This window comes from Microbacterium psychrotolerans (assembly GCF_031085295.1).
In the GTDB taxonomy this organism is placed as follows: domain Bacteria; phylum Actinomycetota; class Actinomycetes; order Actinomycetales; family Microbacteriaceae; genus Microbacterium; species Microbacterium psychrotolerans.
Map to the genome: position 1 here is coordinate 83,843 of NZ_JAVFWO010000005.1, position 26,847 is coordinate 110,689.

The following is a 26,847-nucleotide window of genomic DNA, read 5'->3' on the forward strand; positions in this document are numbered from 1 at the left end:
GACGCCGCCCCGGCACCGCATTCCCGCAGTTCCGGAAAGAAGAGCCGATGACGACGCCGACCATTGACCGCGACGCAGCGGTCGAGACACCCCCGAGCAAGAAGTCGAAGCGCGCCGCCCGTATCGCGGAGGCGGCAGGCGCCGGCTGGAAGCTGATGATCTTCAAGGTCGTCGCCCTCGGTCTCATCGATGCCATCGCCGTGTACGCCGCGCTGGTCCTGTTCCAGAGTGACCAGTGGGTCGCCGCGATCGCGGTGGTGGTCGTCACCGGCGTCGCCAACTGGGTGTACTTCGGCCGCGGCAACCTGCCCGCCAAATACCTCATCCCCGGGCTCATCTTCCTGCTGATCTTCCAGATCTTCGTCGCCGGTTACACGGCGTACATCGCCTTCACGAACTACGGCACCGGCCACAACGGTTCGAAGGAGAGCGCGGTCAACGCGCTCATGCTGTCGGCGCAGGAGCGCGTCCCCGACTCGCCCGAGTACGAGCTCACGATCGTCGAGCAGCTCGGCGAGTTCTCGTTCCTCGTCACCGACCCTGACGGCGACGTCGAGATCGGCGGCGTGGAGCGCCCGCTCGAGCCCGTCGACGACGCGGAGATGGACGGCGGCAAGGCTGTCGCAGTGCCGGGTTACAACACCCTCAACTTCTCGCAGATCGTCGCGAACCAGGAGGCGATCGCCGACATGGCGGTGCCCCTCAGCGACGACCCGAACGACGGCTCGCTGCGCACGCCCGACGGCTCGGTCGCCTACGTCTACCTCTCCAGCCTCGAGTACGACGAGGCCGCCGGAACCATGACCGACACCCGGACCGGCACGGTCTACAGCGACATCGGCACGGGCGCCTTCACCGCGCCGGACGGCACCGAGCTCATGCCGGGCTGGCAGATCACCGTCGGATTCGACAACTTCGTGAGGGCCTTCACCGAGGAGTCGATCCGGGCGCCGTTCCTCTCGGTGCTGGTGTGGACCTTCGTCTTCGCCTTCTTCTCGGTCTTCACCTGCTTCGCGCTGGGGCTCTTCCTCGCGATCGTCTTCAACGACCCGCGCATGAAGTCCAAGAAGTACTACCGGCTGCTCATGATCCTCCCGTACGCGTTCCCGGGCTTCCTCTCGGCGCTGGTGTGGGCGGGCATGATGAACCAGGAGTTCGGCTTCATCAACGTCGTGCTCTTCGGTGGGGCCGACATCCCGTGGCTCACCAACGAGTGGCTGGCGAAGTTCAGCATCCTGCTGGTGAATCTGTGGCTCGGCTTCCCGTACATGTTCCTGATCTGCACGGGCGCACTGCAGTCGATCCCGGACGACGTGCAAGAGGCGGCGAAGGTCGACGGCGCGAGCGCCTGGCAGATCTTCCGCAGCATCAAGCTGCCGCTGCTCTTCGTCGCGGTCGCCCCGCTGCTGATCGCGTCGTTCGCCTACAACTTCAACAACTTCACGCTGATCTACATGCTGACCGGCGGTGGCCCCCGCGACGTGACCGCCGATGTCAACGTCGGCGCCACCGACATCCTCATCACGATGGTCTACAAGGTGGCGTTCGTCGGGTCGAAGGCCGACTACGGCCTGGCGAGTGCGTTCTCGATCATCATCTTCCTGCTCGTGGCGACGATCTCGGTGATCGCCTTCCGACGGACCAAGGCCCTCGAGGAGCTGAACTGACATGAGCGAGAACAACGCCTCAGGCAAGAAGTCGACGCTCGAGGGCTTCGGTGAGAGCGTCGGGCGCGCGGAAGCGCTCATGGCTGCGCCGACCGCGCTGGAAGGGTTCGACGCCCACGCCGCTGCCGGCGCGGACTCCCACGCCGCCGCCGGCGTCCGCGGCGAGGCACCCCTGCCGCGCCGGAAGTTCAAGAAGTACTTCCGCGAGACGGGCTGGCGCCACATCGTCGGCGTCGTCGTGGCCGTCTTCGCGATTTTCCCGCTGCTGTACGTGCTGTCGGCGTCGCTCAACCCGGGCGGCACGCTGCTCACGGCCAACGGCCTGTTCTCGAACGTCAGTATCGAGAGCTACGTGGACCTCTTCCAGTCCGAGACCCATCCGTACGGGGCCTGGTTCGTCAACACACTGATGATCGGGCTCATCACTGCCGCCGGCACCGTGATCCTCGGTGCGCTCGCCGCCTACGCGTTCTCGCGCATGCGGTTCACCGGGCGCCGCTTCGGTCTCACGACGCTGCTCGTCGTCCAGATGTTCCCGCAGATGCTCGCGATGGTCGCGATCTTCCTCCTGATGGTGCAGATCAGCGACATCTTCCCTGCGATCGGCCTCAACACCCAGATCGGCCTGATCATGGTGTACCTGGGCGGCGCGCTCGGTGTGAACACCTACCTCATGTACGGGTTCTTCAACACCATCCCGGCATCGATCGACGAGGCCGCGAAGATCGACGGCGCCGGTCACGCGCGCATCTTCTTCACGATCATCCTGCGCCTGGTGGCGCCGATCCTGGCGGTCGTCGGCCTCCTGTCGTTCATCGGCACGTCGAGCGAGTTCGTGATCGCGAGCATCATCCTCATCGACCCCGAGAAGCAGACGCTCGCGGTCGGGCTGTACAAGTTCATCTCCGACGAGTTCTCCAAGAACTGGAGCCTGTTCGCCGCGGGTGCGGTTCTGGCCGCCATCCTCCCGGTCGCGCTGTTCCTCGCGCTGCAGCGCTACATCGTCGGGGGGCTCACCGCGGGCAGCGTGAAGTAGCGGATGCCGCGGCTCGGTCGCCCCGGCACCCGCCGGGGCCTGCTCGTCGCGGGCGACGCGATCACCGGCGGGCGCGAACCCGTCATCTCGAGCGGATGCCGCGGCGCGGCCTACATCGTCGACGCCGGCGTCGCCCGGTTCGAACTCGGCCCGCTCGAGGCGGCTGCGATCCATGCGGGTTCGCGGCGCTGAGGGCTCAGCCCCCGTCCCGCTGCGTGCCAAGATCGGGACGGGCACAACTGAACAACAACACATGGGCTCTGTCATGGCCGCGGCTGTGCAACCACGTCGAACCGAACTCGCATTCGGCGGCGCCGCGCCGCCTGTCTTTGGAAAGGCAACAGCATGACGACCCTGACCCCGCATCACGACGGCTCGCCCCTGTACGTGTCAGATCTCGCCCCGCAGCTCGGCGACGTCGTCACCGTGCGGTTGCGCGTGCCGGCCGGCTACGGCCCCCTCGCCGCCGTCCGCACGCGTTCGAATCCCGACCACGAGCCGGAGTGGACCGATGCCGCACTCCTCGGCACGGTCGACGGCTGGGACTGGTGGGAGGCACCGGTCACGGTGCGCAACCCGCGTCACGGCTACCGCTGGCTGCTGGTGCACGACGACCGTCGCGTGGAGTGGCTCAACCAGACCGGGCTGCACCAGCTCGAGACGCTGGATGCCGAGGACTTCGCCCTGGTCGCGTACCCCTCACCGCCGGCGTGGCTCGCCGACGCGGTGATGTACCAGGTCTTCCCCGACCGCTTCGCGCGCTCCGCGCAGGCCGATGAGCACCCGACGCCGGAGTGGGCGATCGCGGCGAGCTGGGACACCCCGGTCGACCCGGTGATGCCGGGCCGTTCGCAGCAGTTCTACGGCGGCGACCTCGACGGCGTGATCGAGAAGCTCGACCACCTGGTCTCGCTCGGCGTCAACCTCCTCTACCTGACGCCGATCTTCCCCGCCGCGTCCAACCACCGGTACGACGCGTCGAGCTTCCACAGCGTCGACCCGCTGCTGGGCGGCGATCAGGCGTACATCCGCCTGATCGAGGCAGCCCACGCCCGCGGCATCCGTGTCATCGGAGATCTCACCAGCAATCATTCGGGCGATCGGCACGAGTGGTTCCAGGCGGCCCTCGGTCACCCCGGCGCGCCCGAGGAGGAGTTCTACTACTTCACCGACGACGCCAACACCGAGTACGTGTCGTGGCTGGGCACGCCCACTCTGCCCAAGTTCAACTGGGCCTCGCAGGAGCTGCGCCGGCGCTTCATCGAGGGACCCGACTCGGTCGTCGCGAAGTGGTTGAAGCCGCCGTACTCGGCCGACGGCTGGCGCATCGACGTCGCCAACATGACCGGCCGGCTCGGCGACGTCGACCTCAACGCCGAGGTGCGGCAGCTGCTGCGCCGCACCATGATCGAGATCAACGCCGACACCATCCTGCTCGGCGAGTCGACGAACGACGCGGCGAGCGACCTGCAGGGCGACGGCTGGCACGGCGCCATGACGTACCCGTCGTTCACGCGTCCGCTGTGGGGATGGCTCTCCGAGCCGACGGGCACGCCGTTCCTCACGGCGGAGGGCGTCGAGCGCACCGAGCCGTGGTTCTTCGGCCAGCCGATCGGCGGCATCCCGCGGTACACCGCGCGGCAGTTCGTCGACGCCGTCGTCAGATTCACCGCGAGCATCCCGTGGCGGGTGCGGCTGGGCAACATGCAGCCGCTCGACACCCACGACACCGGCCGCTTCGCGACGAACGCCGGCCCAGGCACGATCCCGGTCGCGGTCGGCCTCATGGTGACGCTTCCCGGCCTCCCGGTCGTGTTCGCCGGCGACGAGTTCGGCCTGGTCGGCGCCGAGGGCGAAGACAGCCGCACGCCGATCCCGTGGGGCACCGAGACTCAGCCGGACGTCGCCGAGCGCCTCGCCGTCTACCGCGAGCTCATCGCGCTGCGGCGCGCGCACCCCACGCTGTCGACCGGCGGTCTGCGCTGGGTCCATGTCGACGACGACTCCGTCGTGTTCACGCGCGAGTCCGCGGACGAGACGCTGCTCGTGCTGGCCTCGAAGGCAGGGGCGGATGCCGAGCTCCCGGCCGGCGCGCTGCCCGGCGCAGCGGCGGCAGAGGCGGTCTTCGGGGACGCGACGCTCGCCGTCGCCGAGGACGGCGCGGTGCTGCTGTCGGCGGACGGCCCCGTGTTCGCGGTCTGGCGGCTCGCCGGTGTGGTCGTCCCCGCCCCGCTGCCGGCTGCCGGCGAGCGTGCGGACGAGGTCTCACGCGGCGTGGCGTCGTCGGCGCAGCTGACGCCGGCCGAGCAGGTGGCCTCGGCGTGACGACGCCGGAGCGGTTCGAGCAGCTCACGGCGGGACTGGCGACCGCCGTGCGCGAGCGTGACGGGCTCGTCGGGCTCGTGCTGCTGGGCTCCGCCTCGGACGAGGCCCGGAAGCGGCGCGACGAGTGGTCGGATCACGACTTCTTCGCGGTGACGGCGAGCGGCCGCGGCGCCGAGCTGCGCCCCGACCTGTCGTGGCTGCCGGACCAGGATCGCCTCGTTCTGACCGCGCGGGAGGGGGAGATCGGCTTCGTCGCCGTCTACGACGACGCTCACGTGTTCGAGTTCGCGTTCTCGGATGCGGCCGAGCTCGCGGGTGCGCGTGCCGGCGACGCCACAGTGGTCGTCGACGACGCGGCGGGCACGACGGCGACGCTGCTCGCCGAATCGCGGGCGCGTGCCGCCGAGGGTGACCGATTCGATCCGGCAAACGACGTGCGCCTCGTGCTCGTGAAGCTGCTGATCGGGGTCGGTCGCGTGCGGCGCGGCGAGCTGCTCAACGGCAACGCGTTCATCCGGCAGTGGGCGGTGCAGCTGCTGGTACAGGCGATCCGCGGACGCTTCGCCGCAGCATCCACGCCCCTCCGCGACGCGAACGATCCGATGCGACGCTTCGAGGGGGACTTCCCGGTCTGGGGCGCCCACATCGCCGCGTCGCTCGACCTGCCGATCGAGGAGTCGGCGTACGAGCTGTACCGGCTCACCCGCGAGATCCTCGAGCCGGGCTGGGACGAGTTCCCGTCGCGCGCGGCCGACGTCGTGGCAGTGCGGCTGGGCTGGAGCTGAGTCACGGGTCCACAGGTCGCAGCGGCGGCCTGTGGACTTTCCGTGACACGCGGTCGCAGCATCCTGCACACTGAGTGCCATGTCAGCGTTGACCACTATCGGGCTGCCCGTAGCCCTCGGCATCATCATGTTCGGGCTCGGCATGAGCCTCACTCCCGGCGACTTCTCCCGCGTCCTCAAACAGCCGAAGGCGGTGATCGTCGCGCTGCTGTGCCAGCTTGTCCTGCTGCCGCTCATCTGCTTCGGTCTCGTGCTGGCGTTCCAGCTGCCGCCCGTGCTGGCGGTCGGCATGATGATGCTCGCCGCATCTCCGGGCGGAACCACCGCCAATCTGTACAGTCACCTGTTCCGAGGCGATGTGGCCCTGAACATCTCGCTCACGGCCGTGAACTCGGTGATCGCCGTGTTCACGCTCCCGCTCATCACGAACCTGGCGATCCTCTACTTCAACCCGTTCGACGACCAGCTCGGTCTGCAGTGGGCGAAGACGATCGAGGTGTTCGCGATCGTGCTGCTCCCGGTCGCGCTCGGCATGATCGTACGGCGCTACTGGCCGCGCTTCGCGACGGCGATGAACAAGCCGGTGCGCATCGCGTCGGTCGTCATCCTCGTCATCGTCATCGTCGGGGCCGTCGTGCAGAACTGGGCCCTCCTCCTCGAGAACTTCGGCCGCCTTTCGCTCATCACGATCGTGTTCTGCCTCATCAGCCTCACGATCGGCTACTTCGCCCCGCGTCTGGCGAAGGTCGGCAAACGGCAGTCGATCGCATCGTCGTTCGAGATCGGCATCCACAACGCCACGCTCGCGATCGTCATCGCGCAGACGGTGCTGGGCTCAGTGGAGCTCTCGCTGCCCGCCGCGGTGTACGGCGTGCTCATGTTCTTCATCGCGTTCGCGTTCGGGTTCCTCATCCGTGACCGATCGCGAGCAGACGGCGACTCGGCGTCCGATCCGGTCGACGACACCGCAACTCCCGCCGCCTCCGCCTGAACCATGCGGACGGATGCCTCTGCCCACCCGTGTGCGCGCACGCGGGGTGGCGGAGGCATCCGTCGTTCGTAGACTGGGCGGGCGAGGAGGTGCCATGCGCCCACTGACCGAGGAGGACGTGCGTTCGTCGTTCGTGAACGCATCGTCGGACGAGCTGCGGCTCGTGACCCTGCCTGCCGACTTCATGCTCACCGACTGGGATCACCTCGATTTCCTGGCGTGGCGCGACCCGCGGACCCGCGGCCGCGGCTACCTCGTCGCCGAGATCGACGGCGAGCCGGCGGGCATCGTCCTGCGCGGGGCCGAGGGGTCGTCGCACGCCCGCGCGGCGCTCTGCAACCTCTGCCACACCATGCAGCCGGCAGATCAGGTGGTGATGTACACGGCGCGCAAGGCCGGCGAGGCCGGCGTGCACGGCGACAGCGTCGGCACGTACATCTGCGCCGACCTGTCGTGCCATGAGAACGTCCGGCTGGCGGCGCCGCTCGCCCCGAACGAGGTGCGCGCGAGCGTCGATCGCAAGATCGACGGCACCCGGCGACGCACCGAGGCCTTCGTGGGCCGCGTGCTCGAGACGGCAGGCGTCGCGCGATGACCGTGGTCGTGGTGGGCGACGCGCTGATCGATGAGCTGCGCGACGATCACGGCGTGCGCGAGTTCGTCGGCGGGGCCGCATTGAACGTCGCCGTCGGGCTCGCGCAGCTCGGGGTGCCCGCGACCCTCGTCGCGATGCTGGGCGACGACGAGCCCGCCTCGCGCGTGCGGCGATACCTCGCCGACTTCGGCGTCGAACTCATCGCGACGCCTTCCCTCATCGGGACGGCGCGCGCTGTCAGCACCCGCTCGGGCGGCGGCGAGCCCGTGTACGAGTTCAACGAGGCGGCACAGCAACGTCGCATCAGGTTCGGCGACGCCGAACGGCGGGCATTCGCGGAAGCCGACTTCGTGGTCGTGAGCTGCGTCGCGTTCGACGACGCCGAGCAGGCTGCGGAGCTGGCCGACGCGATCGGGGAGTCGGGCGCCTCGGTCGCCGTCGACCCCAACCCGCGGACCGGCATGCTCCGTGACAAGGCGGAGTTCGTGCGGGGCTTCGAGCAGCTGGCGGCGGGTGCCGCTCTCGTCAAAGTCGGCGAGGATGACGCGGCCCTGCTGTACGGCGATCGCCTCGATGCGCTGCGCGCCCGGCTCATCGACCTCGGCGCTCGCGCCGTGCTCGCCACGGAGGGTGCGGCCGGCGCCACCATCGAGGCGGGCGACGTCGTTGTGACGCGGCCGATCTCCAACCTTCCGGGCCGCATCGTCGACACCATGGGCGCCGGCGACGCCGCGTTCGCCGCGACCGTCGCCGCACTCGTCGAGAGCACACCGGCAGACGCCGAGGCGTGGGCGGCGGTGCTGCAGTCGGCGATGGATGCCGCTGCCGCCACGTGCCGGTTCGAAGGGGCGCTGCTGCGCACCCCGAGCGCGCTCAGTGGGCTCGACATGGACCATATCGGCACGTGAATCGCCGCAATCCCGAGGCGTCCTCGAATCGTCTGCCGTGCGGATTTCTGACCTCGCGCATCTACGCGTAAGATTGTGGATCGCGCCTCCGGTCGTCTGGAAAAGTCGGACGGGTGCGCACCTGGCGAGTTACCCAAGCGGCCAAAGGGATCTGACTGTAAATCAGCCGTCTTAGACTTCGGGGGTTCGAATCCCTCACTCGCCACCACTTGCAAGCGCCCCCTCGTGGGGCGCTTCGTGGTTTCCGGCTCGGTAACCTGATGGCCATGACCTGGACCGCCACCGGAACGCTCACCGCGGAGGCCGCGACGCGGCGTCCTGAACTCCTCAGTGCGGTCGTCGCCGACGGGCTTGCGCGGCTGGATCCCGAGAACGCCGAGACAGTCGGCGTGGCAGCCATCGACGCGGCGCTCGCCGACACCGCGGCATTCTGCGAGCGGTACGGCGTGGCGGCGGAGGCCTCCGCCAACTGCGTCGTCGTGAAGGGCAAGCGCGGCGGAGAGGTGCGGTTCGCCGCCTGCGTGGTGCTCGCCACCACACGAGCCGACGTGAACGGCGTCGTTCGGCGGCGCCTGGACGTGCGGAGCGCGTCGTTTGCCCCCGTGGACAAGGCGGTCGCGCTGACCGGTATGGAGTACGGCGGCATCACTCCCATCGGGCTTCCGGCCGACTGGCCGATCTTCGTCGACGCGGCGGTCGCCGCCGCGCCCGAGGTGGTCATCGGCGGGGGAGTGCGCGGCAGCAAGCTGTTCCTGCCGGGCCGTGCCCTCCTGGCGCTGCCCGGCGCCGAACTGGTCGAGGGCCTCGGGCGCGCCACGGGGTGAGGCACGCCACGGCGTGAGGCATCCGGATCCGCACCCGTCCAAGGCTTCGCCTGCGCAGGGCGCGATCGGCATCCACGCGGTGCCGTGCGGCGTGTCAGGATGGGCGTGCAGGCACTCCGCCCGCGTCACGAGAGGAACGCCATGACCGCGCCCGACCCGTATGCGACGCCCACCCCGGCGATGGATCAGGCCCCGCACGCCGACAGCTCCCGCTCGTCGCTGCTGCGCGCCGCCGTCTGGGTGGCGATCGGGGCTCTCATCGCGGCCGCCGTCGTGTGCGTGCTCTGGGTGCTGCTGGGCTCTCAGAACGACATCATCGGCCGGGCGTTCCTGACGATCCTTCTCCTGGCGGGCTTCGCCGGCGTCGCGATCCTCGACGCGCACCTGGCGCCGACGCGCCCCGCGTGGTTCGCGCTGGCGAGCATGGGGTCGTGGATCGTGGCGCTCCTGCTCGGCGCCATCATGATCTGGATGCCGGAGCGCTACCCCTGGCTCGGATTCTCGCGGTTCATCCAGTTCCTGCTCATCGTGCTCATCCTGCAGCTGGTACTGCTGCACGTGCGGTACTACCTCAAAGCCTTCCAGCGCTACGACACGCCCTTCACCCGCACCGTCGCGGTCATCACCATCTCGCTCGTCGTCGCGCTGGCCGCACTGCTGATCATCCCGCTCGCCTTCGGGGAGTGGCTCTTCCTCGCCGCCATCTACTGGCGCATCGTCGTGGCCGTCGCGATCCTCGCCGCGCTCGGCACGGCCCTCGTGCCGCTCGTCAACGTGCTGTTCGCGCCCAAGAAGCCGCGCACCCACGTCGCGCACACCGCGCTCGCACCGCCGGCCCCGCACGCCGCGCTCGCCGCCACCGCGGCACCGGCCGCGCAGGAGCTGCTCCCGTGGCCGACGTACGTCGACGCCGTGACGCCGCTGCCGATGCTCCCCGACGGATCGCCCGACTGGAACGCGTACTACACCGGATACCCGTCACCCGGCGCCCACGTCTTCACGGCGATCGAGCCGGCCGCCCCCGTGGAGTCGCAGGCGGCCCCGGCGGCGCCCGCGCCGTCGCATCCCGCCGCGCCGTCGCAGCCTGCTGCGCCTGCGCAGCCCACCACGACGCCCGGCTACGAGGGGTACCCGCCGCCGCCTCCGCTGCCCCCGCGCGCCTGAGCGAAGCCCGCCGGCGAGCCGCGCAGGGCGAAGCTCAGCCCGCGAGGAGCTCGAGCGCGGCCATCGCCGCGTTGTGCCCGCCGAGCCCGCTGACGGCGCCGCCGCGGCGCGCGCCCGAACCGCACACCAGCACGTTCGCGTGCTCGGTGGCGACGCCCCAGCGCTCGGCGGGCGTGGCCAGCGCGTCTTCGTCGTCGGCCCACGGCCACGACAGCGGCCCGTGGAAGATGTCGCCGCCGATCATGCCCAGAGATTCCTCCAGGTCGGCCGTCGTCCGTGCCTCGACGCATGCCGAGCCGTCCGGCGCCTCGTACACGCAGTCGGCGACGGGCTCGGCGAGAACAGTCTCGAGCGAGCGCTGAGCCGCATCGAGGAGCGCCGTGCGCGCGGCATCCGGATCCCGGCCTTCGAGCAGCCGATGCGGCACCTGCAGGCCGAAGAGCGTCAGGGTGTGTGCACCCGCGGCGCGCAGCTGCGGTCCGAGGATCGACGGGTCTGTCAGCGAATGGCAGTAGATCTCCGCCGGCAACGGGTCGGGGATACCGCCTGACAGAGCGGTGGCGTACGCGCGGTCGAGCTGCGACATCGTCTCGTTGACGTGGAAGGTGCCGGCGAACGCGGCCTCGGGAGCCACCCGCTCGTCGCGGAGGCGGGGAAGGCGCCGCAGCAGCATGTTGACCTTGAGCTGCGCCCCCTCCGGCGGTGCGGTGTCTACCCGCGCCGGGCCGGCGCCGCCCGCGGCGAGCAGCCCGGCGAGCACGGCAGGGCCGACGCCGCCCATCACCAATCGGGCGTGCACGGTGGCGCCGTCGGCGAGGGTGACCTCTCCGTCGGGCGTCAGTGAGACGACCTCCGCACCCGTGCGCAGGTCGGCACCCGCCTCGGTCGCCGCGCGCGACAGCTCGGATGTCACACGACCCATGCCGCCGACCGGGACATCCCAGTCGCCGGTGCCGCCGCCGATGACGTGGTACAGGAAGCAGCGGTTCTGCCGCAGGCTCTCGTCGTCGGCCGACGCGAACGTGCCGATGAGCCCATCGGTGAGCGCGATGCCGCGGGCGATGTCGGTGTCCAGGGAGGAGCGCAGCAGTCCGCCCAGCGGGCGCTCGAACAGCTCCTCCCAGAGCCGGTCGTCGCCGAGCGCGGCGCGCATGTCACCGGCTCGGCGCAACGGCTCGGTCATCGACGGGAAGATCAACCGCGCAACAGGTCCCATCCGCTCCGAGAACGACGCGAAGCGCGCCGCCTCACCGGTGCCGCCGGTCACGCGGGCGAAGGCGTCGTCGGTGGCCGCGGCATCCGCTGTGTCGACGAGAATGCCGCGCGAAGGGTCTTGGGGATCCGGCGTGTACGACGAGTAGCGGCGGCGGAGGAGACGGATGCCGAGCCCCAGGTCGTCGATGATGCGCTGCGGCAGCAGGCTCACGAGGTACGAGTACCGCGACAGGCGTGCCGCGACGCCCGGCCACGGCTCTTCCGACACCGCCGCGCCGCCGACATGATCGAGCCGCTCGAGCACGACGACGGTGCGTCCGGCGCGGGCGAGGTACGCGGCCGCGACGAGGGCGTTGTGGCCGCCGCCGACGATGGCGACGTCGTAGACGGGGGAGTGGGCGGGCATGCGCACACGCTATCGAGGCGCCTCGTCGTCACGCGAGCGTCGCCCCTCGTTCGCCGGGGCGCGCGGCGCCGGCGGATACCGTTGAGGCATGAGCCTCGAGCACGATCTCGGATCCCTTGCCATCGACATCGCCCGCGAAGCCGGGGAGCTGGCGCGGACGCGTCGTGACGCCGGCGTGGCGATCGCGGCGACCAAGTCGGCGCTGGCCGACATCGTCACCGAGGCGGATCGCGAGGTCGAGGCGCTCATCCGCACGCGACTGAAGGCGGCGCGGCCCGACGACGGCTTCCTCGGCGAGGAGACCGGAGCCGAGCGCGGGGCCAGCGACGTGACATGGGTCGTCGATCCCATCGACGGCACCGTCAACTACGCGTACGGCATCCCGACCTATGCGGTCAGCATCGCCGCCGTCCGAGGCGAGCCGACCCCCAACGAGTGGGACGCGCTGGCGGGTGTCGTGTACGCACCGGTCAGCGGAGAGGTCTTCCACGCGGTGCGCGGCGAAGGCGCGTGGCTCGGCGTGAACCGGATCGCCGTCAACCCCGAGGTCGGGCCGGCAGGCGCACTGCTCGCGACGGGCTTCGGATACGACCCCGCGACCCGCCCCGGCGATCTCGAGCTGATCGGACGGGTGATGCCGGAGATGGCCCGGGACCTCCGCCGTGCCGGTGCCGCGTCGCTCGATCTGTCGTACGTCGCCGCGGGCCGCCTGGACGGGTACTTCGAGCGCGGCCTCTCGCCGTGGGACCTCGCCGCCGGCGCCCTGCTGGTGACCGAAGCGGGCGGGCGGTTCGGCCGTGCCGAACCCGACGGTGGTCCGCGGGGACCGCTCGTGGTCGCCGCGACGCCGGCGATCTTCGACCGCCTCGCCGAGGCGGCGGGGCTGGTGTGAGACAGACGTCTCATCGAATTTTCACGAAGTGCGCGTCATGAAATCCGAGTCTTACATGGCATTCCCAGCACGCCCGGGGTAGTGTTTACCCGATCGTTACCTTCGCTGCCCGAATCGGCGGAGGTGGTCATAGCCCGACCGACAGCCCTGCTGCGTGCACCCCCCCTCGCGGCACGACACGAGAGCCCGACTCCGCTTTGCCTTTCGACTCCCCCATGGCTGAGCCTGCGCCCACGCGCCGATCCAGCCGTACCTCCCCGACGCCTGTCCAGGCGACGCCGGAGACCCCGGGGACGGGTCGCGCCACGGTGCGGCGGCAGGCGGCGGGAAGCGCTCCCGAGCGTCCCGCGGTCGTGTGGGGCCGTCCTGTCGGGGCCAAGCGAGCGGATGCCGCAGCTCCGGCCGCGGTGAAGCCTCAGGCTCCCGCTTCCGTGACACCGGCGTCCGACATCCCGGCACCGCGCCCGACTCTGTCGGGGATCGATGCTCCTGCCGCTGCGGCGCCCGTCCTGCCGCCGGTCGCAGCGACCCCTGCGCCCGTGGCGCCGGCACCCTCGTCGGTCGATCTCCCCGTGGCCTCAGGCCCGGTCGTCGAACCGGTCGCTCCTCGCATTCGGGCTCGTGCCGCGGCATCCGCCGTTCCGCCGGTGGCAACGGTGGAGCACGTCAGCCGCCGCACCCGGCGCGCCCAGACCGGCGAGCAGCCCGTTCCAGCCGTGCCGCCGATCGCCCCTGAGACTCCCGCCGCGCCGGAGCGCCCGGCCGCCGCCTTCGAGGCCGAGCTGCCGACGCGGGAGGAGCCGGCGCCGCTGCTGGACACCGTCCTCGTCGCCGCCGAGCCGTTCGAGCTTCTCGAGCCCGCCGTCGGAGCCGTCGCTTCGACCGAGCCCGTCGATGACGCGCCCGCCGCCGACACCGCTTCCACGTGGGCGGCCGACAGCCTCGCGAAGATCCTCGCCGCCGAAGCGGCCGCCACGATCGCGTCGGCGGCTCCGCTCGTCGAGACCGGCGCCCTCCAGCCCGCCTCTGCGCCGGGCGCGGCCGAGTCGCTCGTCGCAGAGCCCCAGCCCTCCGCTGCCGAAGCGCAGGCGCAGCCCGCGCCGCGGGCACGCCGGGCAGCTGCCGCTTCGCAGACCCCCACCGTTCAGCCGGCCGCCGGCGCCCCTGACACCGCCCCACGGCAGACCGCCGCGCCCGAGTCGAAGCCGGCCGAGACGCCGACGTCGACAGCGCAGGTGAACGCCGACCCCCGCCCCGAGCGTGTCGGACCCCTCACCGGTCCTATTCCGCAGCCCACGGCATCCGATGTCGACGAGTTCGAGGCCGCCTCGCGCCTGTTCGCCTTCACCGGCGAGACTCCCGTCCAGAACGCCGCACCTGCCGGCGAGGCAGAGCCCGAGACCGACGCCGAGCCCGCCCGGCACACCGCACCCCGCCGCTCGCCGGCCCGCCGCGGTGCCGCCTTCAAGCGCGTCGCGACCGCGTCGTTCTCGGTGGGCGTCTTCGGCATCGTCGGTCTCATGGCCGTCGGCATGACGACGCCGGCCGAGGCCGTCGCCGCGGTCAACGGGACCGACGCGTCGCTGTCGGTCGTCGCCGTGGGCGACAACACGGCGCCGGTGATCGACGAGGCCGAGATCCAGGCGTACGTCGCGCCCGGCGACGCCCAGAACGACACGCTCCAGCGCACCGAGAACTACACGACCACGACGACCGCGCAGCTGGCGTCCGAGGCCGGCATCAAGAACTTCTCGAATCTTTTCCACAACAACCCGAACTCGAACGTCCAGTGGCCCTTCGCGGTCGGCGTGACGATGTCGTACGGGTTCGGCATGCGCTCGGGTCGCATGCACGAGGGCATCGACTTCACGCCGGGCAACGGCGCGCCCGTGCAGGCCATCGCAGACGGCACGGTGCGCGTCGCATCGGAGGCCGGCGGCGCCTACGGCGTGCACGTGATCATCGACCACGTCATCGACGGTCAGCTCTTCTCGAGCCACTACGCGCACATGCAGTACGGGTCGCTGGAGGTCACCCCCGGTCAGCACGTCACGGTCGGCACCGTGATCGGCCACACCGGCAACACCGGACGCTCCTACGGCGCCCACACGCACTTCGAGATCCTCAAGAACGGCACCACCGCGATCGACCCCTGGCCGTGGCTCCAGGAGTACACCGACGGCACCCACACAGTGGGCTGACCGGTTCGGAAGGATGCCGCGCCTCTGGTATCCTCTTCTAGTTGCCTGCTCGCAGGCAGCACGCCCCGATAGCTCAGTGGCAGAGCACTTCCATGGTAAGGAAGGGGTCGTCAGTTCAATCCTGACTCGGGGCTCGCAGCATCCATCTCTATTCACCACGGATGCCGTGCGGCAGGGTAGCTCAGTTGGTGAGAGCGCACGACTCATAATCGTGAGGTCGCGGGTTCAAGCCCCGCTCCTGCTACGGACAGCCCCGGAATCTCGCCGATTCTCCGGGGCTTTCTTCGTGCACCGGCGGCGTCAGGGCTCGGTCATCGCTTGATCGAATGTCTGCCTGGTTTCCATGACTTCTGGCCCCAGCCGGCGGAAGGCGGCGCCTTGCGTGCGGTCGGTTCGCCGGCCACCGGCTCCTACGGAGTGCCTTTCAGCGATGGGCTGGGGCGGGGCCGGACGACTCGCGCACGACCACGTGCGGTATCTCGATGTGCACGGGCCGGGGAGCAACCCCTTCGATCTGCCCGATGAGAGAGGCGACCGCCTCTCGCCCTCGCGCCGCGTGGTCGACTCGCAGCGTCGTCAGCGGCGGATCGATGTACGCCGACTCGGGAAGGTCGTCGATGCCGACGACGCTGACGTCGCCCGGCACGCGCAGGCCTCGTCTCTTCAGGGCGAGGATGGTGCCGATCGCCATCTGGTCGTTGGCGACCACATAGGCGGTCGCGTCGGGGAGAGCCTCGAGGCCTGCTAAGGCCTCGAAGCCGGACCGTGCCGACCAGTCACCGGGCAGCTCGCCGGCATGGGCGAGACCGAGTTCGTCGACCGCCGCTGCGAAGGCGCGCGCCCGGTTGCGGCCGGAAGACCAGTTCGCCGGGCCGCTCACATGGGCGACCCGGCGGTGGCCGAGGTCGCGCAGGTGGGCGATGAGGGCAGGGATGCCGACGCGGGATACGTCGGTCTTGGCCAGACGGGTGTCGTCGGCCTCGGTGTGGACGAAGGCAGGCGTGGTGAAGCGGGCGGCGTCGAAGGCGCGGACCATCTCATCCGTCGACGCGAGGGCGAGAACTCCGGCCAAAGAGTTCGGCCCGATCAACGCGAGCGTCTTCTCGATCGAGTCGCGGTCGTGGGCGTCCAGAGAGATCAGGTCGAGCAGGTAGCCCGACTCCCGCGCTTCCATCGTCGCGCCGTGCGCGGTGAGGCTGGGGCCGGTCTCCGTCTCGTCGTGCACGAGGGCGCCGATCCGGTGCGGGCGCCCCGACTTGAGACTCCGGGCGGAGAGATTCGGCTGGTAGTCGAGCTCGACGAGCGCTGCCTCCACGCGGGCTCTGGTCTCGGGACGGATGCCCGGGAAGCCGGTCAGGAATCGGCTGACCGTCTGGTGCGAGACGCCGGCGACCAGAGCGACGTCGTAGATCGTCGCTGCCCGCCCCGACGCGGCGGGCGTCGGAGGTTGCGGTTCGGTCACTTCAGTCACGGTTCCTCGATTGTCGCTTGACATCGCGATGTTATCGGAAACATACTGACCCGGCACCCATGTTTCCGAAAACATGCAGCTACCTCACGACAACGGAGTCCCACATGCAGCTCGCCCGATCCGGCATCCTCTTCGGCGCCGCGTACTACGCGGAGTACCACCAGTCGGATCGCGTCGAATTGGATCTGGACCTGATGAAGGCCGCAGGCTTCACCGTCATCCGTGTCGGTGAGTCGGTGTGGTCGACGTGGGAGCCGCGTGACGGCGAGTTCGATCTGGAATGGCTGCAGCCGGTGCTCGACGGTGCACACGCACGCGGCATCGCGGTCGTCCTCGGCACCCCGACCTACGCAGTCCCGCCGTGGCTGCAGAGCGCCTACCCCGAGATCGCCGCCGAGGTCGGCACCGGCAGGCCGATGCCCTGGGGCGCGCGACAGGAGGTCGACTACTCGCACCCCGCCTTCCGCTTCCACGCGGAGCGCGTCATCCGGGCCGTCGTAGGCAGGTACGCCGCACATCCCGCGGTGATCGGCTTCCAGGTCGACAACGAGCCCGGCATGGTGCTCTTCCACAACCGCGGCACGTTCCGGCGGTTCGTGCGGCGACTCGCCGCGAAATACGGCGACGTCGACACGATCAATCGCGAGTGGGGCCTCACGTACTGGTCGCACCGGCTGTCCGACTGGTCCGATCTGTGGACGCCGGATGGCAACTCACTGCCGCAGTACGACCTGGCCTGGCGCCGATACCAGGCGGAGCTCACGAGCGAGTTCATCGCCTGGCAGGCCGACATCGTGCGCGAGTACGCGACGCCCGAGCAATTCGTGACGACCTGCATCGCCTACCCGCGTCCGGGATTGGATGACGAGAAGCTCGTCCGATCGCTCGACATCACGGCGGGGAACCCGTACTACGCGATGCAGGACCACCTGGACGCGACGAAGGATCTGGCCCCGATCACGCCGTGGACGACCAGCGGGGTCGCCTCGCTGTTCCGCCAGGCGGACCGGCTGTTCTCCTCCAACCAGCGCAGGTTCCTCGTCACCGAGACCGACGCGCAGTCCATCGGCGGCTCGGACTTCAACATGCCGCCCTATCCCGGCCAGCTGGCCCAGGCGGCGTTCGCCTTCGTCTCACGCGGTGCGGCGATGATCGAGTACTGGCACTGGCATTCGCTTCCGTACGGCACCGAGACGTACTGGGGAGGCATACTCCCTCACAGCCTCCAGCCGGGACGGGTCTACCGTGAGCTCGCGGAGGTCGGTGCGGACCTCGCGGCGATCGGCGATCTGCTCGACGGATACGAACCGGACGCCGACATCGCGCTCCTCTGGTCGAACGACTCGCGCTTCGCGCTGGAGTTCTTCCCGACGTTCCCCACCGCAACGGGGGAGCCGGATCGGGCGTCCTACACCCGGATCTTCGACGCCTACCATCGCGGCGTCATCGACAGCGGTGCGCAGGCGCGCGTCCTGCACCCCGATCAGGCGCTCTCGTGGGGTGCGAAGGAACTGGCTGCACGGTTCCCCGTCCTCATCGCTGCCGGCCTGTACGTCGCCACCGATGACCACCTCGAGCTCCTGCGCGAGTATGCAGCCGCCGGCGGCCACCTGATCGTCGGCATCCGCACCGCCTACGGCGACGAGGAGGCTCGCGCCCGGGTGGCTGTCGCGCCGGCAATGCTGTCGGATGCCGCCGGCGTCAGCTACGAGGAATTCTCCAACCTTCAGGAGCCGCTGCACGTCTCGTCGGACGCCGGCCTGACGCTGTCCGAGGGTGCGACGGCGACGCTGTGGGCAGACGGCCTCCTCCCGAGCGGCGCCGACACCCTCGTGCGATACGAGCATCCGCGCTTCGGCGACTTCGCCGCGGTCACCTCGCAGGAGCATGGCGACGGGCGGATCACCGTCGTCGGCACCGTCCCCTCTGCCGCTCTGGCTGCCGACATCCTGCGCTGGGCCGCGCCGACCCTCCATGCCGACGCGATCGTGAGGGCGCGCGCGCTCCCCGTCACCGTGAGCTCGGGCTCGCTCCCCGACGGCCGGCGCGTGTGGTTCGTCTTCAACTGGAGCGGCGAAGCGCAGGCGTTCACTCCCCGCGTCGACCTGGAGGACGCCGTCACGACGGAGCCGCTGACGGCAGGCACCGAGATCTCCCTTCCGGCGTGGTCCACACGCTGCCTCGTCGGAAGGTGAGCACCCAGGGGATCTCTCGATCCCACCGAGAAGAAAGAGCAATCATGAAGAAGGCACGCAGAACAGCAGCGACGCTGACCGTCGGCGCGGCCACGGTCGCGGTGCTCCTCACCGGGTGCGCCCCGGGCGGGGATGACGGCGCCGCGCAGGGACCGATCACACAGGACCAGATCGACGAGGCGATGAGCACACCGACGGAGCTCACGTTCTGGACCTGGGTCCCCGACATCCAGAACGAAGTCGATCTCTTCGAGGCGAAGTACCCGGACATCAAGGTGAAGGTCGAGAACGTCGGCCAAGGGCTGCCCCACTACCAGAAGCTCCGCAGCGCGATCGAGGCGGGCGAGGGCGCTCCGGACGTCGCGCAGATCGAGTACCAGTACATCCCTTCGTTCGTCCTCCCCGAGTCACTTCTGGACCTCGCACCCTACGGCGGTGACGACCTCTCGGACGAGTTCGTCGGCTGGGCGTGGAATCAGGTCTCTCCCGGCGACGAGGTGTGGGCGATCCCGCAGGACGTCGGCCCGATGGGCAACCTCTACCGCGAGGACATCCTCAACGCGGCAGGGATCACCGAGCCGCCCGCCACGTGGGACGAGTACGCCGTCGCCGCCCAGGCAGTCAAGGACACGACCGGCTCGTACATCTCCAACCTCGGCGCCACGCAGGCCGGCCAGATGATCGGATTCTTCTGGCAGGCGGGCATCAAGCCGTTCGGCTATGACGGACAGGAGACCGTCTCGATCGACGTCAACAGCAACGAGGCGAAGAAGGTCGCCGACTACTGGACCGAGCTCATCCAGGCCGATCTGATCTCCACCGACGTGGACTTCAACGACACCTGGTACCAGGGCCTCGCCAGCGGCAAGTACGCCGGCTGGCTCACCGCGGCCTGGGGACCGATCTTCCTCCAGGGCACGGCGGCCGACACCTCGGGCCTATGGCGTGCGGCACCGCTGCCGCAGTGGTCGGACGGCGATCAGGTCTCGGGCAACTGGGGCGGTTCGTCCGACGCGGTCCTCGCCTCCAGCGAGAACCCGATCGCCGCGTACGAGCTGGCCAAGTTCATCAACACCGATGCGGAGTCGTCGATGAAGCTGGCGACGGAGCAGTTCCTGTTCCCGCCGCAGGTGTCGGTGCTCGAGGATCCGGCGTTCGTCGACCAGGAGTCGGAGTTCTACGGGGGGCAGAAGGTGAACGAGCTGTTCGCCGAGATCTCGCAGACCGTCGACACCGAGTTCCAGTGGCTGCCGTTCATGGACTACGTCTACTCCACGTACGAAGAGACCATGGGCACGGTGATCGCGGCCAAGGGCGACATCGGCGCCGCCCTCGACACCTGGCAGGACCAGCTCGTCTCGTACGCAGAGGACCAGGGCTTCACCGTCGAGTGAGGTCGGCGGCGCCCGCCGTGCGCGGCGGGCGCCGCCTCCGAACGGCACCGAGTCGGTGAACGGCGTTCGACGCCGGCCCGCCGCATCCATCGAAAGGAGACCCCGTGGCCAACGCAACAGCGCTGCCTGCCGCGCGTCCCGCACAGTCCGCGCCGAAGCGGCGCGTCAGCCCCGCCAAGCGGAAGCAGTATCGAGCCGCGTACCTCTTCCTCTTGCCGTTCTTCATCGTGTTCATCACGATGCTCGTGATCCCCTTGGTCTACGCGGGCTACCTCAGCCTGTTCGAGAGCAAGCTCATCGGCGGCGACGTGTTCGCCGGCCTGGCCAACTACGTCCGCGCGCTGACCGACTCGCAGTTCCTCGCGAGCCTCGGCCGGGTGGCACTGTTCTTCGTCGTCCAGGTGCCGATCATGCTCGGCCTGTCTCTGTTCTTCGCGCTCGCGCTCGACACCGCGCGCGCTCGCGGGTCGAAGGGCATCCGGCTTCTCATCTTCATGCCCTACGCCGTTCCCGCCGTTGTGGCCACCCTGATGTGGGGCTACCTGTACGGTCCCGACTTCGGTCCGATCGCGCAGATGGCGCGCGCCATCGGATTCGGCACGCCCGATTTCCTGTCGCCGGAGAACATCCTCGGTTCGATGATGAACATCGTCACGTGGGAGTTCGTCGGCTACAACATGATCATCATGTACGCGGCGCTGCGGTCCATCCCCGGCGAGCTGTACGAGGCGGCCGAGATCGATGGTGCCGGCCAGTTCCGTCTCGCGTGGAGCGTCAAGATCCCCGCGATCCGCCCGGCGATCCTGCTGACCGTGATCTTCTCGGTCATCGGCACGTTCCAGCTCTTCGCCGAGCCGAGCCTGCTCAACTCGATCGCACCCGACGCGATCACCAACTCCTTCACGCCGAACTACTACGCGTACAACCTGGCGTTCATCAATCAGGAGCTCAACTACGCCGCCGCCATCGCGTTCCTTCTCGGGCTCGTGATCGCCGTGCTCTCGTACTTCGTGCAGCTGGGCACGGAGCGAAGCGCCCGGCGCGAGCGGAGGGGGCTCGCATGACCGCCACCGAGACCCGCACGATCGTGACGGGCCGTGCAACCCGCAGCGGGCGACGCGGGGCGACCCGCCATTTCGCACCGGAACGACGACGCAGCCTTCCCCTCACCATCGTGCTGTGGCTGTGCGTGCTGTACTTCGTCCTGCCGCTGTGGTGGCTGTTCGTCTCCGCGACCAAGGACAACTCGGCACTGTTCTCGACCTTCGGGCTGTGGTTCGGGCCAGAGCTCTCCCTCTGGGAGAACCTGCAGACGCTGTTCACGATTCGCGGCGGACTGTTCGTCCGATGGCTGCTGAACACCGTCGTCTACGCCACGGTCGCGGCCTTCGGTGCCACCGTGCTTTCCGCTATGGCGGGGTACGCCTTCGCGAAATACGACTTCCCCGGCAAGAAGGTGCTGTTCAGCTCCACGCTCGGCGCGATCATGATCCCGCTGACAGCCCTGGCGCTGCCCACCTACCTCCTGTTCTCGCAGGCGGGGCTCACGGACACGCCGTGGGCGGTGATCATCCCGTCGCTGGTGAGTCCGTTCGGGGTGTACCTCATGCGGGTCTACGCCGCCGACGCCATCCCAGACACCCTCATCGAGGCCGCGCGGGTCGACGGCGCGGGGGAGTTCCGCACCTTCTGGCAGGTGAGCCTGAGGATGCTCGGGCCGGGGCTGGTCACGGTCTTCCTGTTCTCCCTCGTCGCGACGTGGAACAACTACTTCCTCCCGCTCATCATGCTCAACACCTCCGACCTGTACCCGATCACCGTCGGTCTCGCACAGCTCCAGGCGGCGGCATCGGCCGGCGGAGGCACACAGGCCCTGTTCTCCACTGTGATCACGGGGTCCTTCGTCTCGATCCTGCCCTTGATCGTCGCCTTCCTCTTTCTGCAGCGGTACTGGCAGTCCGGTCTCGCTACGGGAAGCGTCAAGGGGTGAACGCGGCGCGCGCGATGCCGTCCCTGCGCGTCGACAGGAACGCGCGACGGTCACCGTGATCGGTCACGGCGCGGTCGCGTGTTCGACCGCAGCAGCTCGCATCGATGCGCTCGACACCGGCGTCCGGGGCGGGCATGTCGGGGAGCGCGCCTGCGGTGTCGTAACGTCGACGTGTGAGGCGCAGCGGCATCTACGTGGAGACGACGATCGCCGCCGACCTCGAGGCGGTGTGGGCGGCCACGCAGGACCCGGAGCAGCACGTCCGGTGGGATGTGCGGTTCACGCGGATCATTCCGACGGGACTGACGGATGCCGGTGCCACGGCCTTCTCGTACGAGCGGCGTGTGCCGTTCCACTGCATCAGCGGCACCGGTGTGAGCATCGGCGAGAAGCAGCGCGCGGACGGTGCGCGCACCTCTGCACTGCGGTTCCACACCCACGATCCGCTGTCGCCGATCCGCGAGGGGCGCGGGTACTGGCGCTACGTCCCGCATGACGGCGGGCTCGCCTTCCTCACCGGCTACGACTACACCCCGGGGTGGGGAGTGCTGGACGTCGTCGTCCGCCCCGTCCTGGGCTGGGCCACGGCCTGGAGCTTCGACCGGCTGCGCATCTGGCTCGAGACCGGGGTCCCTCCGGAGCGATGGCCGCTGTGGAGCGTGCTGTGGTGGTGGCGACCGGATCGACCTCGCGCCGGCCGCTGCCGCCGCGCGCCCGCGTCCGGTCGGCGCCGCGCGGACCATCTGCAGAACGCGCCGGTGACCCTGGCCGCTCTGCCCGACCCCGGAGCACCCGCATGACCTCCATCTTCGAGCGGGCGCTCGGCGACGACTTCCACCGCCTGCATCCCATGATGAAGCGACGGTTCAGCGTCGGTCTCGACTCCGCGGAGGCGTGCGTCGGCAGGGGAGTGATGACGACCATCCGGCGCGGGCCGTGGTGGACCATCCCGTTCCTGCAGATCGGGCGTCTGCGGAACATCCTGATCCCCGACATCGGTGCCGACGTTCCGTTCGTCATCGAGAACTATCCCTACCGCGACCCGCTCGGCCGCGAGACCGTCACCTTCGTGCGCGAGTACCGGATCGGCTCCCAGCGGCGCAGATTCGACGCCACGATGATCCTCGACCAGCACCGGATCGTGGACTACCTGGGCACGCACCAGCACCTCGCGGTCGATCTGCAGCTGAGCGTGGACGAGGACGGCGGGCTGCTGCTCGCATCGGGTGACCAGCGGTTCTACGAGGGCCCGATCGGCTTCCGGTTCCCGATGCTTTTCAGCGGACGTGCGCGACTGCGCGAGTACTTCGATGACGCCGACCAGCGGTTCCACGTCGACCTCGAAGTCCACAACTCCTGGTTCGGGTTCCTGTTCGGCTACCGCGGCAGCTTCGAGTGCGAGTGGATGCCGGCCACCGACGCGCCGGAACGGCTCAAACCGCTCCGGCACGAAGCCCGGGTCTGAGACGCGCGGGCACCTCGTCGCGCACCGGTGCACTTCCCGCCGCGTGTCACGCGGTCGCGCGTGATCCGCCGCGCCGTGCGGCGAGGTATTCCGGCGGCATCCCGGGACCGATGCGGATGCCGATCTCACCGGCCGGTACCGTGCCGCATGTCTCGCAGGCCGCGACCGCGTGCACTTCTCCGTCGCAGACGGCATGCCGGTACAGGATCGGCGGGTCGATCGGCGAGGCCCATTCGTCGCCCCATTCGGTGAGGGCGATGAGGGCGACCGCCAGCGCGTGGCCCTTCGGCGTGAGCACATACTCGGCTGCGCCGCGGCGGTCCATGATGCCGCTCGCTACGAAGGACTCCAGACGCGACGTGAGCACGTTCGTCGCTATCCCGAGATTGTGCTGGAAGTCGCTGAACCTCGTCACCCCGGCGAACAGCGCGTCGCGGATGATCAGCAGGCTCCACCGCTCTCCGACGAGTTCCAGCGACCGTGCGATGGAGCACACCTGTGAGTCGTACGTCTTGCCCAGCATGCGACGAATCTAACACTTGCGTGATGCAAGCGCCGACAGTAGGGTCACTTGCATCACGCAAGTCGACTGATCGGTCGCGAGCAAAGGAGCACGGATATGACTGCGAACTACACGACGACGATCACGGTCGACGCCTCGCCGCAGGAGGCGTACGACGCCATCAACGACGTCTCGAGCTGGTGGGGACGGATCACCGGCTCGACCACCGCCGTCGACGACGAATTCGTCTACGTGGTTCCCGGACTGCACTACAGCGGATTCCGGGTGACCGACCTCGAGCCGGGCCGACGTGTCTCGTGGCTGGTGACGGGCAGCCATCTCGACTTCGTCGCCGACAAGCAGGAGTGGAACGGAACGACCGTCCGCTTCGACATCGCCGACGTCGACGGGCGCACTCGCGTGACGTTCACCCACGACGGTCTCACCGCCGACGACGAATGCTACGACGTGTGCACCAATGCATGGGGCATGTTCGTCGACGGGAGCCTCAAAGCGCTCATCGACACCGGGGTGGGGGCGCCGTACAGCTTCGGCGGCGACGAGGCGCTGACGACCGACGACCACGACGAGCTTCATCGGCAGGTGGCGACCGCGGCCGCTGCGAGCAAGACGGTCTAGCCGGCGCGCACCGGTCTCGCCGGTCGCATCGTCGACGCGAGTCGCCGGCGCCCGGGCGTGTATCACCCCGGTGTCGGCGGCTCCCGTTACGGTGAGACCCGGAGGGGAAATGAAGACGAAGAGATTCGCCCGCACCTCGTCGCGACTGCCGCGTCGAGGTCACGTGCTGGTGACCATCACGGTGGTCGACGAGAACGGATTCACCTCCCAGTACGAGACCGTGGAAGCGCCTGTGGGCGCCCTCCGTGAGGGCGTGGCGGCGATCCACCTCGCTGCGGTCGAAGCGGGCGCCGACGCCGACTCCGCGTCCGCCTGACTTCGCGGCATCCGCGCTTGTGCGCTGCTTTCGCGCGTCCTACAATCGAACATAGATTCGATGAAGGAGAGCGAAATGCGTATGGCTGCCCGAGAGGATGTTCAGGTCTGGTGCGAACGCGAGCGGCCGGTGCGGCTGGTGGTCGAGGGGGAGCGGTGGCGCATCATCGACACGCCGACGAGATGCGACGGCGGGCGGCTCTTCCAGAGCTGGCGCTTCACCGCCCGCAGCGATGTGGATCACCGCACGCGTGTCATGGATGTCGAAGAGGTGGACGGGCACTGGATGCTCGTCGCGTCCTGGGAGTGACCCTAGGCCTCGAACCGGCCTGCGGTGACGTGAATGAGAAGTTCTGCAGAAGTTCTCACCGCCGAGGCTGTCCTGGCCCTTGAAACCTGAATCGTACGTCAGGTATCGTCCCGCAGAGCGGCTTCCCCCGAGCCGCCTCCGCGCTCTACAAGGAGGTACCAGCGCATGGCATCCAGCCAGGAATCCCCGGCGCCGATGAAGCAATCGAGTCTGCGGCGAGTCGTCACAGCGTCGATGGCCGGCACCGTCGTCGAGTGGTACGAGTTCTTCCTCTACGCCACCGCAGCGACGCTCGTCTTCAACAAGATCATGTTCCCGCCGTCGGACGACCCGTATGCGCCGATCATCGCCGCGTTCGTGACATACGCCGTCGGCTTCATCGCCCGCCCGCTCGGCGGCATCGTGTTCGGCCACTTCGGCGACAAGTACGGACGCAAGAAGCTCCTGCAGCTCGCGATCATCCTCGTGGGCGTGGCGACGTTCCTGATGGGATGCCTGCCGACCTTCGACATGATCGGCTACTGGGCTCCGGCCCTCCTGGTCGCCCTCCGCTTCGCGCAGGGCTTCGCGGTCGGCGGTGAGTGGGGTGGTGCGATCCTCCTCGTCGCCGAGCACTCGCCCGACAAGACGCGTGGCTTCTGGGCGTCGTGGCCACAGGCTGCGGTGCCGATCGGCAATCTCGTGGCGACCGTCGTCCTCCTCGTCCTCAGCCGTACGCTGACCGAGGCGCAGTTCCTCTCCTGGGGATGGCGCATCGGCTTCTGGCTCTCCGTCGTCATCGTCGCGATCGGCTACTACGTCCGCACCCGCGTGACGGATGCACCGATCTTCCTCGAGGTGCAGAAAGAGGTCGAGCAGTCGAAGGCGGTGCGCTACGGCGTGCTCGAGGTGATCAAGCGCTACCCGCGCGGGGTGCTGACCGCCATGGGCCTGCGATTCGCCGAGAACATCATGTACTACCTCGTCGTGACGTTCTCGATCACCTACCTGGCGGTGGCGCTCGGGGTCGACACCTCCGAGATCCTCGGGCTGCTCGTCATCGCCCACATCGTCCACATGATCGTCATCCCCCTCATCGGAGGCCTGACCGATCGGCTCGGCCGCAAGCCGGTCTACATCATCGGCACGATCGGCGCCGCGGCCTGGGGCTTCGTGGCCTTCCCGATGTTCGACACCCGCAACCCGGTGATCATCGTCGCGGCGATCAGCCTCGGCCTGTTCATCCACGCCTTCATGTACGCACCGCAGCCCGCGATCATGTCAGAGATGTTCCCGACGCGCATGCGGTACTCGGGCGTCTCGCTGGGCTACCAGGTGACGTCGATCGTCGCCGGCTCGCTCGCGCCGATCATCGCCACCGCTCTCCTGTCGAGCACCGGCTCGTACGTGCCCGTCGCCGTCTACCTGGCGATCGCGGCGGCGATCACGCTCGTCGCAGCGGTGTCGCTGCGCGAGACGAAGGGCTCGTCGCTGCACGAACTCGACCGCCTCGACGAGGAGAAGCTGGCCGCCGAGAAGGTCACCGCCGACGCCTGACCGGTGACGACGGAGGAACGC

At 69.2% G+C, this 26,847-nt stretch carries 25 protein-coding genes and 3 tRNA genes; 25 read left to right on the forward strand and 3 right to left on the reverse strand.

Going from position 1 to position 26,847, the window contains the following annotated elements; all coding sequences use genetic code 11:
* Window positions 1–47: 47 nt before the first annotated feature.
* From Q9R08_RS16220 to Q9R08_RS16270, 11 genes are all read left to right on the forward strand, one after another.
* A complete protein-coding gene (locus Q9R08_RS16220; RefSeq protein ID WP_308869185.1) occupies window positions 48–1,667 on the forward strand; it encodes an ABC transporter permease subunit in 1,620 nt (539 codons plus the stop codon).
* Between the two features lie 79 nt (window positions 1,668–1,746).
* Window positions 1,747–2,703: a sugar ABC transporter permease gene (locus tag Q9R08_RS16225; RefSeq protein ID WP_418001369.1), complete on the forward strand. Its 957-nt coding sequence runs from the start codon at window positions 1,747–1,749 to the stop codon at window positions 2,701–2,703.
* Window positions 2,704–2,706: 3 nt separating this feature from the next.
* On the forward strand, window positions 2,707–2,895 hold the full coding sequence (locus Q9R08_RS16230) for a hypothetical protein (RefSeq protein WP_308869187.1): 189 nt from the start codon (window positions 2,707–2,709) through the stop codon (window positions 2,893–2,895).
* Window positions 2,896–3,048: 153 nt separating this feature from the next.
* On the forward strand, window positions 3,049–5,028 hold the full coding sequence (locus Q9R08_RS16235) for a glycoside hydrolase family 13 protein (RefSeq protein ID WP_308869188.1): 1,980 nt from the start codon (window positions 3,049–3,051) through the stop codon (window positions 5,026–5,028).
* Window positions 5,025–5,813 (forward strand): hypothetical protein, encoded by a 789-nt coding sequence (locus tag Q9R08_RS16240; protein ID WP_308869189.1) that lies wholly within the window; start codon window positions 5,025–5,027, stop codon window positions 5,811–5,813. The genes Q9R08_RS16235 and Q9R08_RS16240 overlap by 4 nt, the downstream gene beginning before the upstream one ends.
* Window positions 5,814–5,892: 79 nt before the next feature.
* On the forward strand, window positions 5,893–6,804 hold the full coding sequence (locus Q9R08_RS16245) for a bile acid:sodium symporter family protein (protein WP_308869190.1): 912 nt from the start codon (window positions 5,893–5,895) through the stop codon (window positions 6,802–6,804).
* A 94-nt stretch (window positions 6,805–6,898) separates the two neighbouring features.
* Window positions 6,899–7,399 (forward strand): FBP domain-containing protein, encoded by a 501-nt coding sequence (locus Q9R08_RS16250; RefSeq protein WP_308869191.1) that lies wholly within the window; start codon window positions 6,899–6,901, stop codon window positions 7,397–7,399.
* Window positions 7,396–8,307, forward strand: coding sequence for a PfkB family carbohydrate kinase (locus Q9R08_RS16255; protein WP_308869192.1), 912 nt, complete (start codon window positions 7,396–7,398; stop codon window positions 8,305–8,307). The genes Q9R08_RS16250 and Q9R08_RS16255 overlap by 4 nt, the downstream gene beginning before the upstream one ends.
* Before the next feature lie 123 nt (window positions 8,308–8,430).
* Window positions 8,431–8,515 (forward strand) — tRNA-Tyr (locus Q9R08_RS16260).
* Window positions 8,516–8,573: 58 nt separating this feature from the next.
* Window positions 8,574–9,131, forward strand: a complete 558-nt coding sequence (locus Q9R08_RS16265; RefSeq protein WP_308869193.1) for a YbaK/EbsC family protein — start codon at window positions 8,574–8,576, stop codon at window positions 9,129–9,131.
* 141 nt (window positions 9,132–9,272) lie between these two features.
* Entirely contained in the window at window positions 9,273–10,295 is a 1,023-nt protein-coding gene (locus Q9R08_RS16270; RefSeq protein WP_308869194.1) for a hypothetical protein, read from the forward strand.
* 34 nt (window positions 10,296–10,329) lie between these two features.
* Here the strand turns inward: Q9R08_RS16270 and Q9R08_RS16275 are convergent, their stop codons facing one another.
* Window positions 10,330–11,916 carry a phytoene desaturase family protein gene (locus tag Q9R08_RS16275; RefSeq protein WP_308869195.1) on the reverse strand — a complete coding sequence of 529 codons (1,587 nt, stop codon included), beginning with the start codon at window positions 11,914–11,916 and terminating at the stop codon, window positions 10,330–10,332.
* An 88-nt stretch (window positions 11,917–12,004) separates the two neighbouring features.
* Here Q9R08_RS16275 and Q9R08_RS16280 point away from each other — a divergent pair, with 88 nt between their 5' ends.
* The 4 genes from Q9R08_RS16280 (at window position 12,005) to Q9R08_RS16295 (ending at window position 15,253) form a co-directional block, all read left to right on the forward strand.
* On the forward strand, window positions 12,005–12,808 hold the full coding sequence (locus Q9R08_RS16280) for an inositol monophosphatase family protein (protein ID WP_308869196.1): 804 nt from the start codon (window positions 12,005–12,007) through the stop codon (window positions 12,806–12,808).
* 215 nt (window positions 12,809–13,023) lie between these two features.
* Window positions 13,024–15,009: a M23 family metallopeptidase gene (locus Q9R08_RS16285; protein ID WP_308869197.1), complete on the forward strand. Its 1,986-nt coding sequence runs from the start codon at window positions 13,024–13,026 to the stop codon at window positions 15,007–15,009.
* A 62-nt stretch (window positions 15,010–15,071) separates the two neighbouring features.
* Window positions 15,072–15,143 (forward strand) — tRNA-Thr (locus tag Q9R08_RS16290).
* A gap of 36 nt (window positions 15,144–15,179) precedes the next feature.
* Window positions 15,180–15,253 (forward strand) — tRNA-Met (locus Q9R08_RS16295).
* A 180-nt stretch (window positions 15,254–15,433) separates the two neighbouring features.
* On the opposite strand, the gene Q9R08_RS16300 is transcribed toward Q9R08_RS16295, so the two are convergent.
* Window positions 15,434–16,471, reverse strand: coding sequence for a LacI family DNA-binding transcriptional regulator (locus Q9R08_RS16300; protein ID WP_308869198.1), 1,038 nt, complete (start codon window positions 16,469–16,471; stop codon window positions 15,434–15,436).
* 113 nt (window positions 16,472–16,584) lie between these two features.
* Between Q9R08_RS16300 and Q9R08_RS16305 the strand changes: the two genes are divergently transcribed.
* The 6 genes from Q9R08_RS16305 (at window position 16,585) to Q9R08_RS16330 (ending at window position 23,524) form a co-directional block, all read left to right on the forward strand.
* On the forward strand, window positions 16,585–18,675 hold the full coding sequence (locus Q9R08_RS16305; RefSeq protein WP_308869199.1) for a beta-galactosidase: 2,091 nt from the start codon (window positions 16,585–16,587) through the stop codon (window positions 18,673–18,675).
* A gap of 44 nt (window positions 18,676–18,719) precedes the next feature.
* Window positions 18,720–20,069 carry an ABC transporter substrate-binding protein gene (locus Q9R08_RS16310; RefSeq protein ID WP_308869200.1) on the forward strand — a complete coding sequence of 450 codons (1,350 nt, stop codon included), beginning with the start codon at window positions 18,720–18,722 and terminating at the stop codon, window positions 20,067–20,069.
* A 104-nt stretch (window positions 20,070–20,173) separates the two neighbouring features.
* Complete coding sequence (locus Q9R08_RS16315; RefSeq protein ID WP_308869201.1) at window positions 20,174–21,133, forward strand: carbohydrate ABC transporter permease; 960 nt, start codon at window positions 20,174–20,176, stop codon at window positions 21,131–21,133.
* The gene (locus tag Q9R08_RS16320) at window positions 21,130–22,059 is read left to right on the forward strand and encodes a carbohydrate ABC transporter permease (protein ID WP_308869202.1); all 930 of its coding nucleotides are present in this window, start codon (window positions 21,130–21,132) and stop codon (window positions 22,057–22,059) included. The genes Q9R08_RS16315 and Q9R08_RS16320 overlap by 4 nt, the downstream gene beginning before the upstream one ends.
* 173 nt (window positions 22,060–22,232) lie before the next feature.
* Window positions 22,233–22,859, forward strand: a complete 627-nt coding sequence (locus tag Q9R08_RS16325) for an SRPBCC family protein (protein ID WP_308869203.1) — start codon at window positions 22,233–22,235, stop codon at window positions 22,857–22,859.
* On the forward strand, window positions 22,856–23,524 hold the full coding sequence (locus Q9R08_RS16330) for a DUF4166 domain-containing protein (RefSeq protein ID WP_308869204.1): 669 nt from the start codon (window positions 22,856–22,858) through the stop codon (window positions 23,522–23,524). Before Q9R08_RS16325 ends, Q9R08_RS16330 begins: the two co-directional genes overlap by 4 nt.
* A gap of 46 nt (window positions 23,525–23,570) precedes the next feature.
* Here the strand turns inward: Q9R08_RS16330 and Q9R08_RS16335 are convergent, their stop codons facing one another.
* Complete coding sequence (locus Q9R08_RS16335; RefSeq protein WP_308869205.1) at window positions 23,571–24,047, reverse strand: winged helix-turn-helix transcriptional regulator; 477 nt, start codon at window positions 24,045–24,047, stop codon at window positions 23,571–23,573.
* Window positions 24,048–24,143: 96 nt separating this feature from the next.
* On the opposite strand from Q9R08_RS16335, the gene Q9R08_RS16340 reads away from it, so the two are divergent.
* The 4 genes from Q9R08_RS16340 (at window position 24,144) to Q9R08_RS16355 (ending at window position 26,826) form a co-directional block, all read left to right on the forward strand.
* Entirely contained in the window at window positions 24,144–24,665 is a 522-nt protein-coding gene (locus Q9R08_RS16340; RefSeq protein WP_308869206.1) for an SRPBCC family protein, read from the forward strand.
* A gap of 109 nt (window positions 24,666–24,774) precedes the next feature.
* Entirely contained in the window at window positions 24,775–24,981 is a 207-nt protein-coding gene (locus Q9R08_RS16345) for a hypothetical protein (RefSeq protein WP_308869207.1), read from the forward strand.
* Window positions 24,982–25,056: 75 nt separating this feature from the next.
* On the forward strand, window positions 25,057–25,290 hold the full coding sequence (locus tag Q9R08_RS16350) for a hypothetical protein (RefSeq protein ID WP_308869208.1): 234 nt from the start codon (window positions 25,057–25,059) through the stop codon (window positions 25,288–25,290).
* Between the two features lie 165 nt (window positions 25,291–25,455).
* Window positions 25,456–26,826: an MFS transporter gene (locus Q9R08_RS16355; protein WP_308869209.1), complete on the forward strand. Its 1,371-nt coding sequence runs from the start codon at window positions 25,456–25,458 to the stop codon at window positions 26,824–26,826.
* Window positions 26,827–26,847: the final 21 nt, after the last annotated feature.

Bases quoted from the DNA above. Each gene is read 5' to 3' on its own strand.
- Q9R08_RS16220 (WP_308869185.1), top strand. From the start codon at position 48: ATGACGACGCCGACCATTGACCGCGACGCAGCGGTCGAGACACCCCCG.
- Q9R08_RS16225 (WP_418001369.1), top strand. From the start codon at position 1,747: ATGGCTGCGCCGACCGCGCTGGAAGGGTTCGACGCCCACGCCGCTGCC.
- Q9R08_RS16230 (WP_308869187.1), top strand. From the start codon at position 2,707: ATGCCGCGGCTCGGTCGCCCCGGCACCCGCCGGGGCCTGCTCGTCGCG.
- Q9R08_RS16235 (WP_308869188.1), top strand. From the start codon at position 3,049: ATGACGACCCTGACCCCGCATCACGACGGCTCGCCCCTGTACGTGTCA.
- Q9R08_RS16245 (WP_308869190.1), top strand. From the start codon at position 5,893: ATGTCAGCGTTGACCACTATCGGGCTGCCCGTAGCCCTCGGCATCATC.
- Q9R08_RS16250 (WP_308869191.1), top strand. From the start codon at position 6,899: ATGCGCCCACTGACCGAGGAGGACGTGCGTTCGTCGTTCGTGAACGCA.
- Q9R08_RS16255 (WP_308869192.1), top strand. From the start codon at position 7,396: ATGACCGTGGTCGTGGTGGGCGACGCGCTGATCGATGAGCTGCGCGAC.
- Q9R08_RS16265 (WP_308869193.1), top strand. From the start codon at position 8,574: ATGACCTGGACCGCCACCGGAACGCTCACCGCGGAGGCCGCGACGCGG.
- Q9R08_RS16270 (WP_308869194.1), top strand. From the start codon at position 9,273: ATGACCGCGCCCGACCCGTATGCGACGCCCACCCCGGCGATGGATCAG.
- Q9R08_RS16275 (WP_308869195.1), bottom strand. From the start codon at position 11,916: ATGCCCGCCCACTCCCCCGTCTACGACGTCGCCATCGTCGGCGGCGGC.
- Q9R08_RS16280 (WP_308869196.1), top strand. From the start codon at position 12,005: ATGAGCCTCGAGCACGATCTCGGATCCCTTGCCATCGACATCGCCCGC.
- Q9R08_RS16285 (WP_308869197.1), top strand. From the start codon at position 13,024: ATGGCTGAGCCTGCGCCCACGCGCCGATCCAGCCGTACCTCCCCGACG.
- Q9R08_RS16305 (WP_308869199.1), top strand. From the start codon at position 16,585: ATGCAGCTCGCCCGATCCGGCATCCTCTTCGGCGCCGCGTACTACGCG.
- Q9R08_RS16310 (WP_308869200.1), top strand. From the start codon at position 18,720: ATGAAGAAGGCACGCAGAACAGCAGCGACGCTGACCGTCGGCGCGGCC.
- Q9R08_RS16320 (WP_308869202.1), top strand. From the start codon at position 21,130: ATGACCGCCACCGAGACCCGCACGATCGTGACGGGCCGTGCAACCCGC.
- Q9R08_RS16330 (WP_308869204.1), top strand. From the start codon at position 22,856: ATGACCTCCATCTTCGAGCGGGCGCTCGGCGACGACTTCCACCGCCTG.
- Q9R08_RS16335 (WP_308869205.1), bottom strand. From the start codon at position 24,047: ATGCTGGGCAAGACGTACGACTCACAGGTGTGCTCCATCGCACGGTCG.
- Q9R08_RS16340 (WP_308869206.1), top strand. From the start codon at position 24,144: ATGACTGCGAACTACACGACGACGATCACGGTCGACGCCTCGCCGCAG.
- Q9R08_RS16345 (WP_308869207.1), top strand. From the start codon at position 24,775: ATGAAGACGAAGAGATTCGCCCGCACCTCGTCGCGACTGCCGCGTCGA.
- Q9R08_RS16350 (WP_308869208.1), top strand. From the start codon at position 25,057: ATGCGTATGGCTGCCCGAGAGGATGTTCAGGTCTGGTGCGAACGCGAG.
- Q9R08_RS16355 (WP_308869209.1), top strand. From the start codon at position 25,456: ATGGCATCCAGCCAGGAATCCCCGGCGCCGATGAAGCAATCGAGTCTG.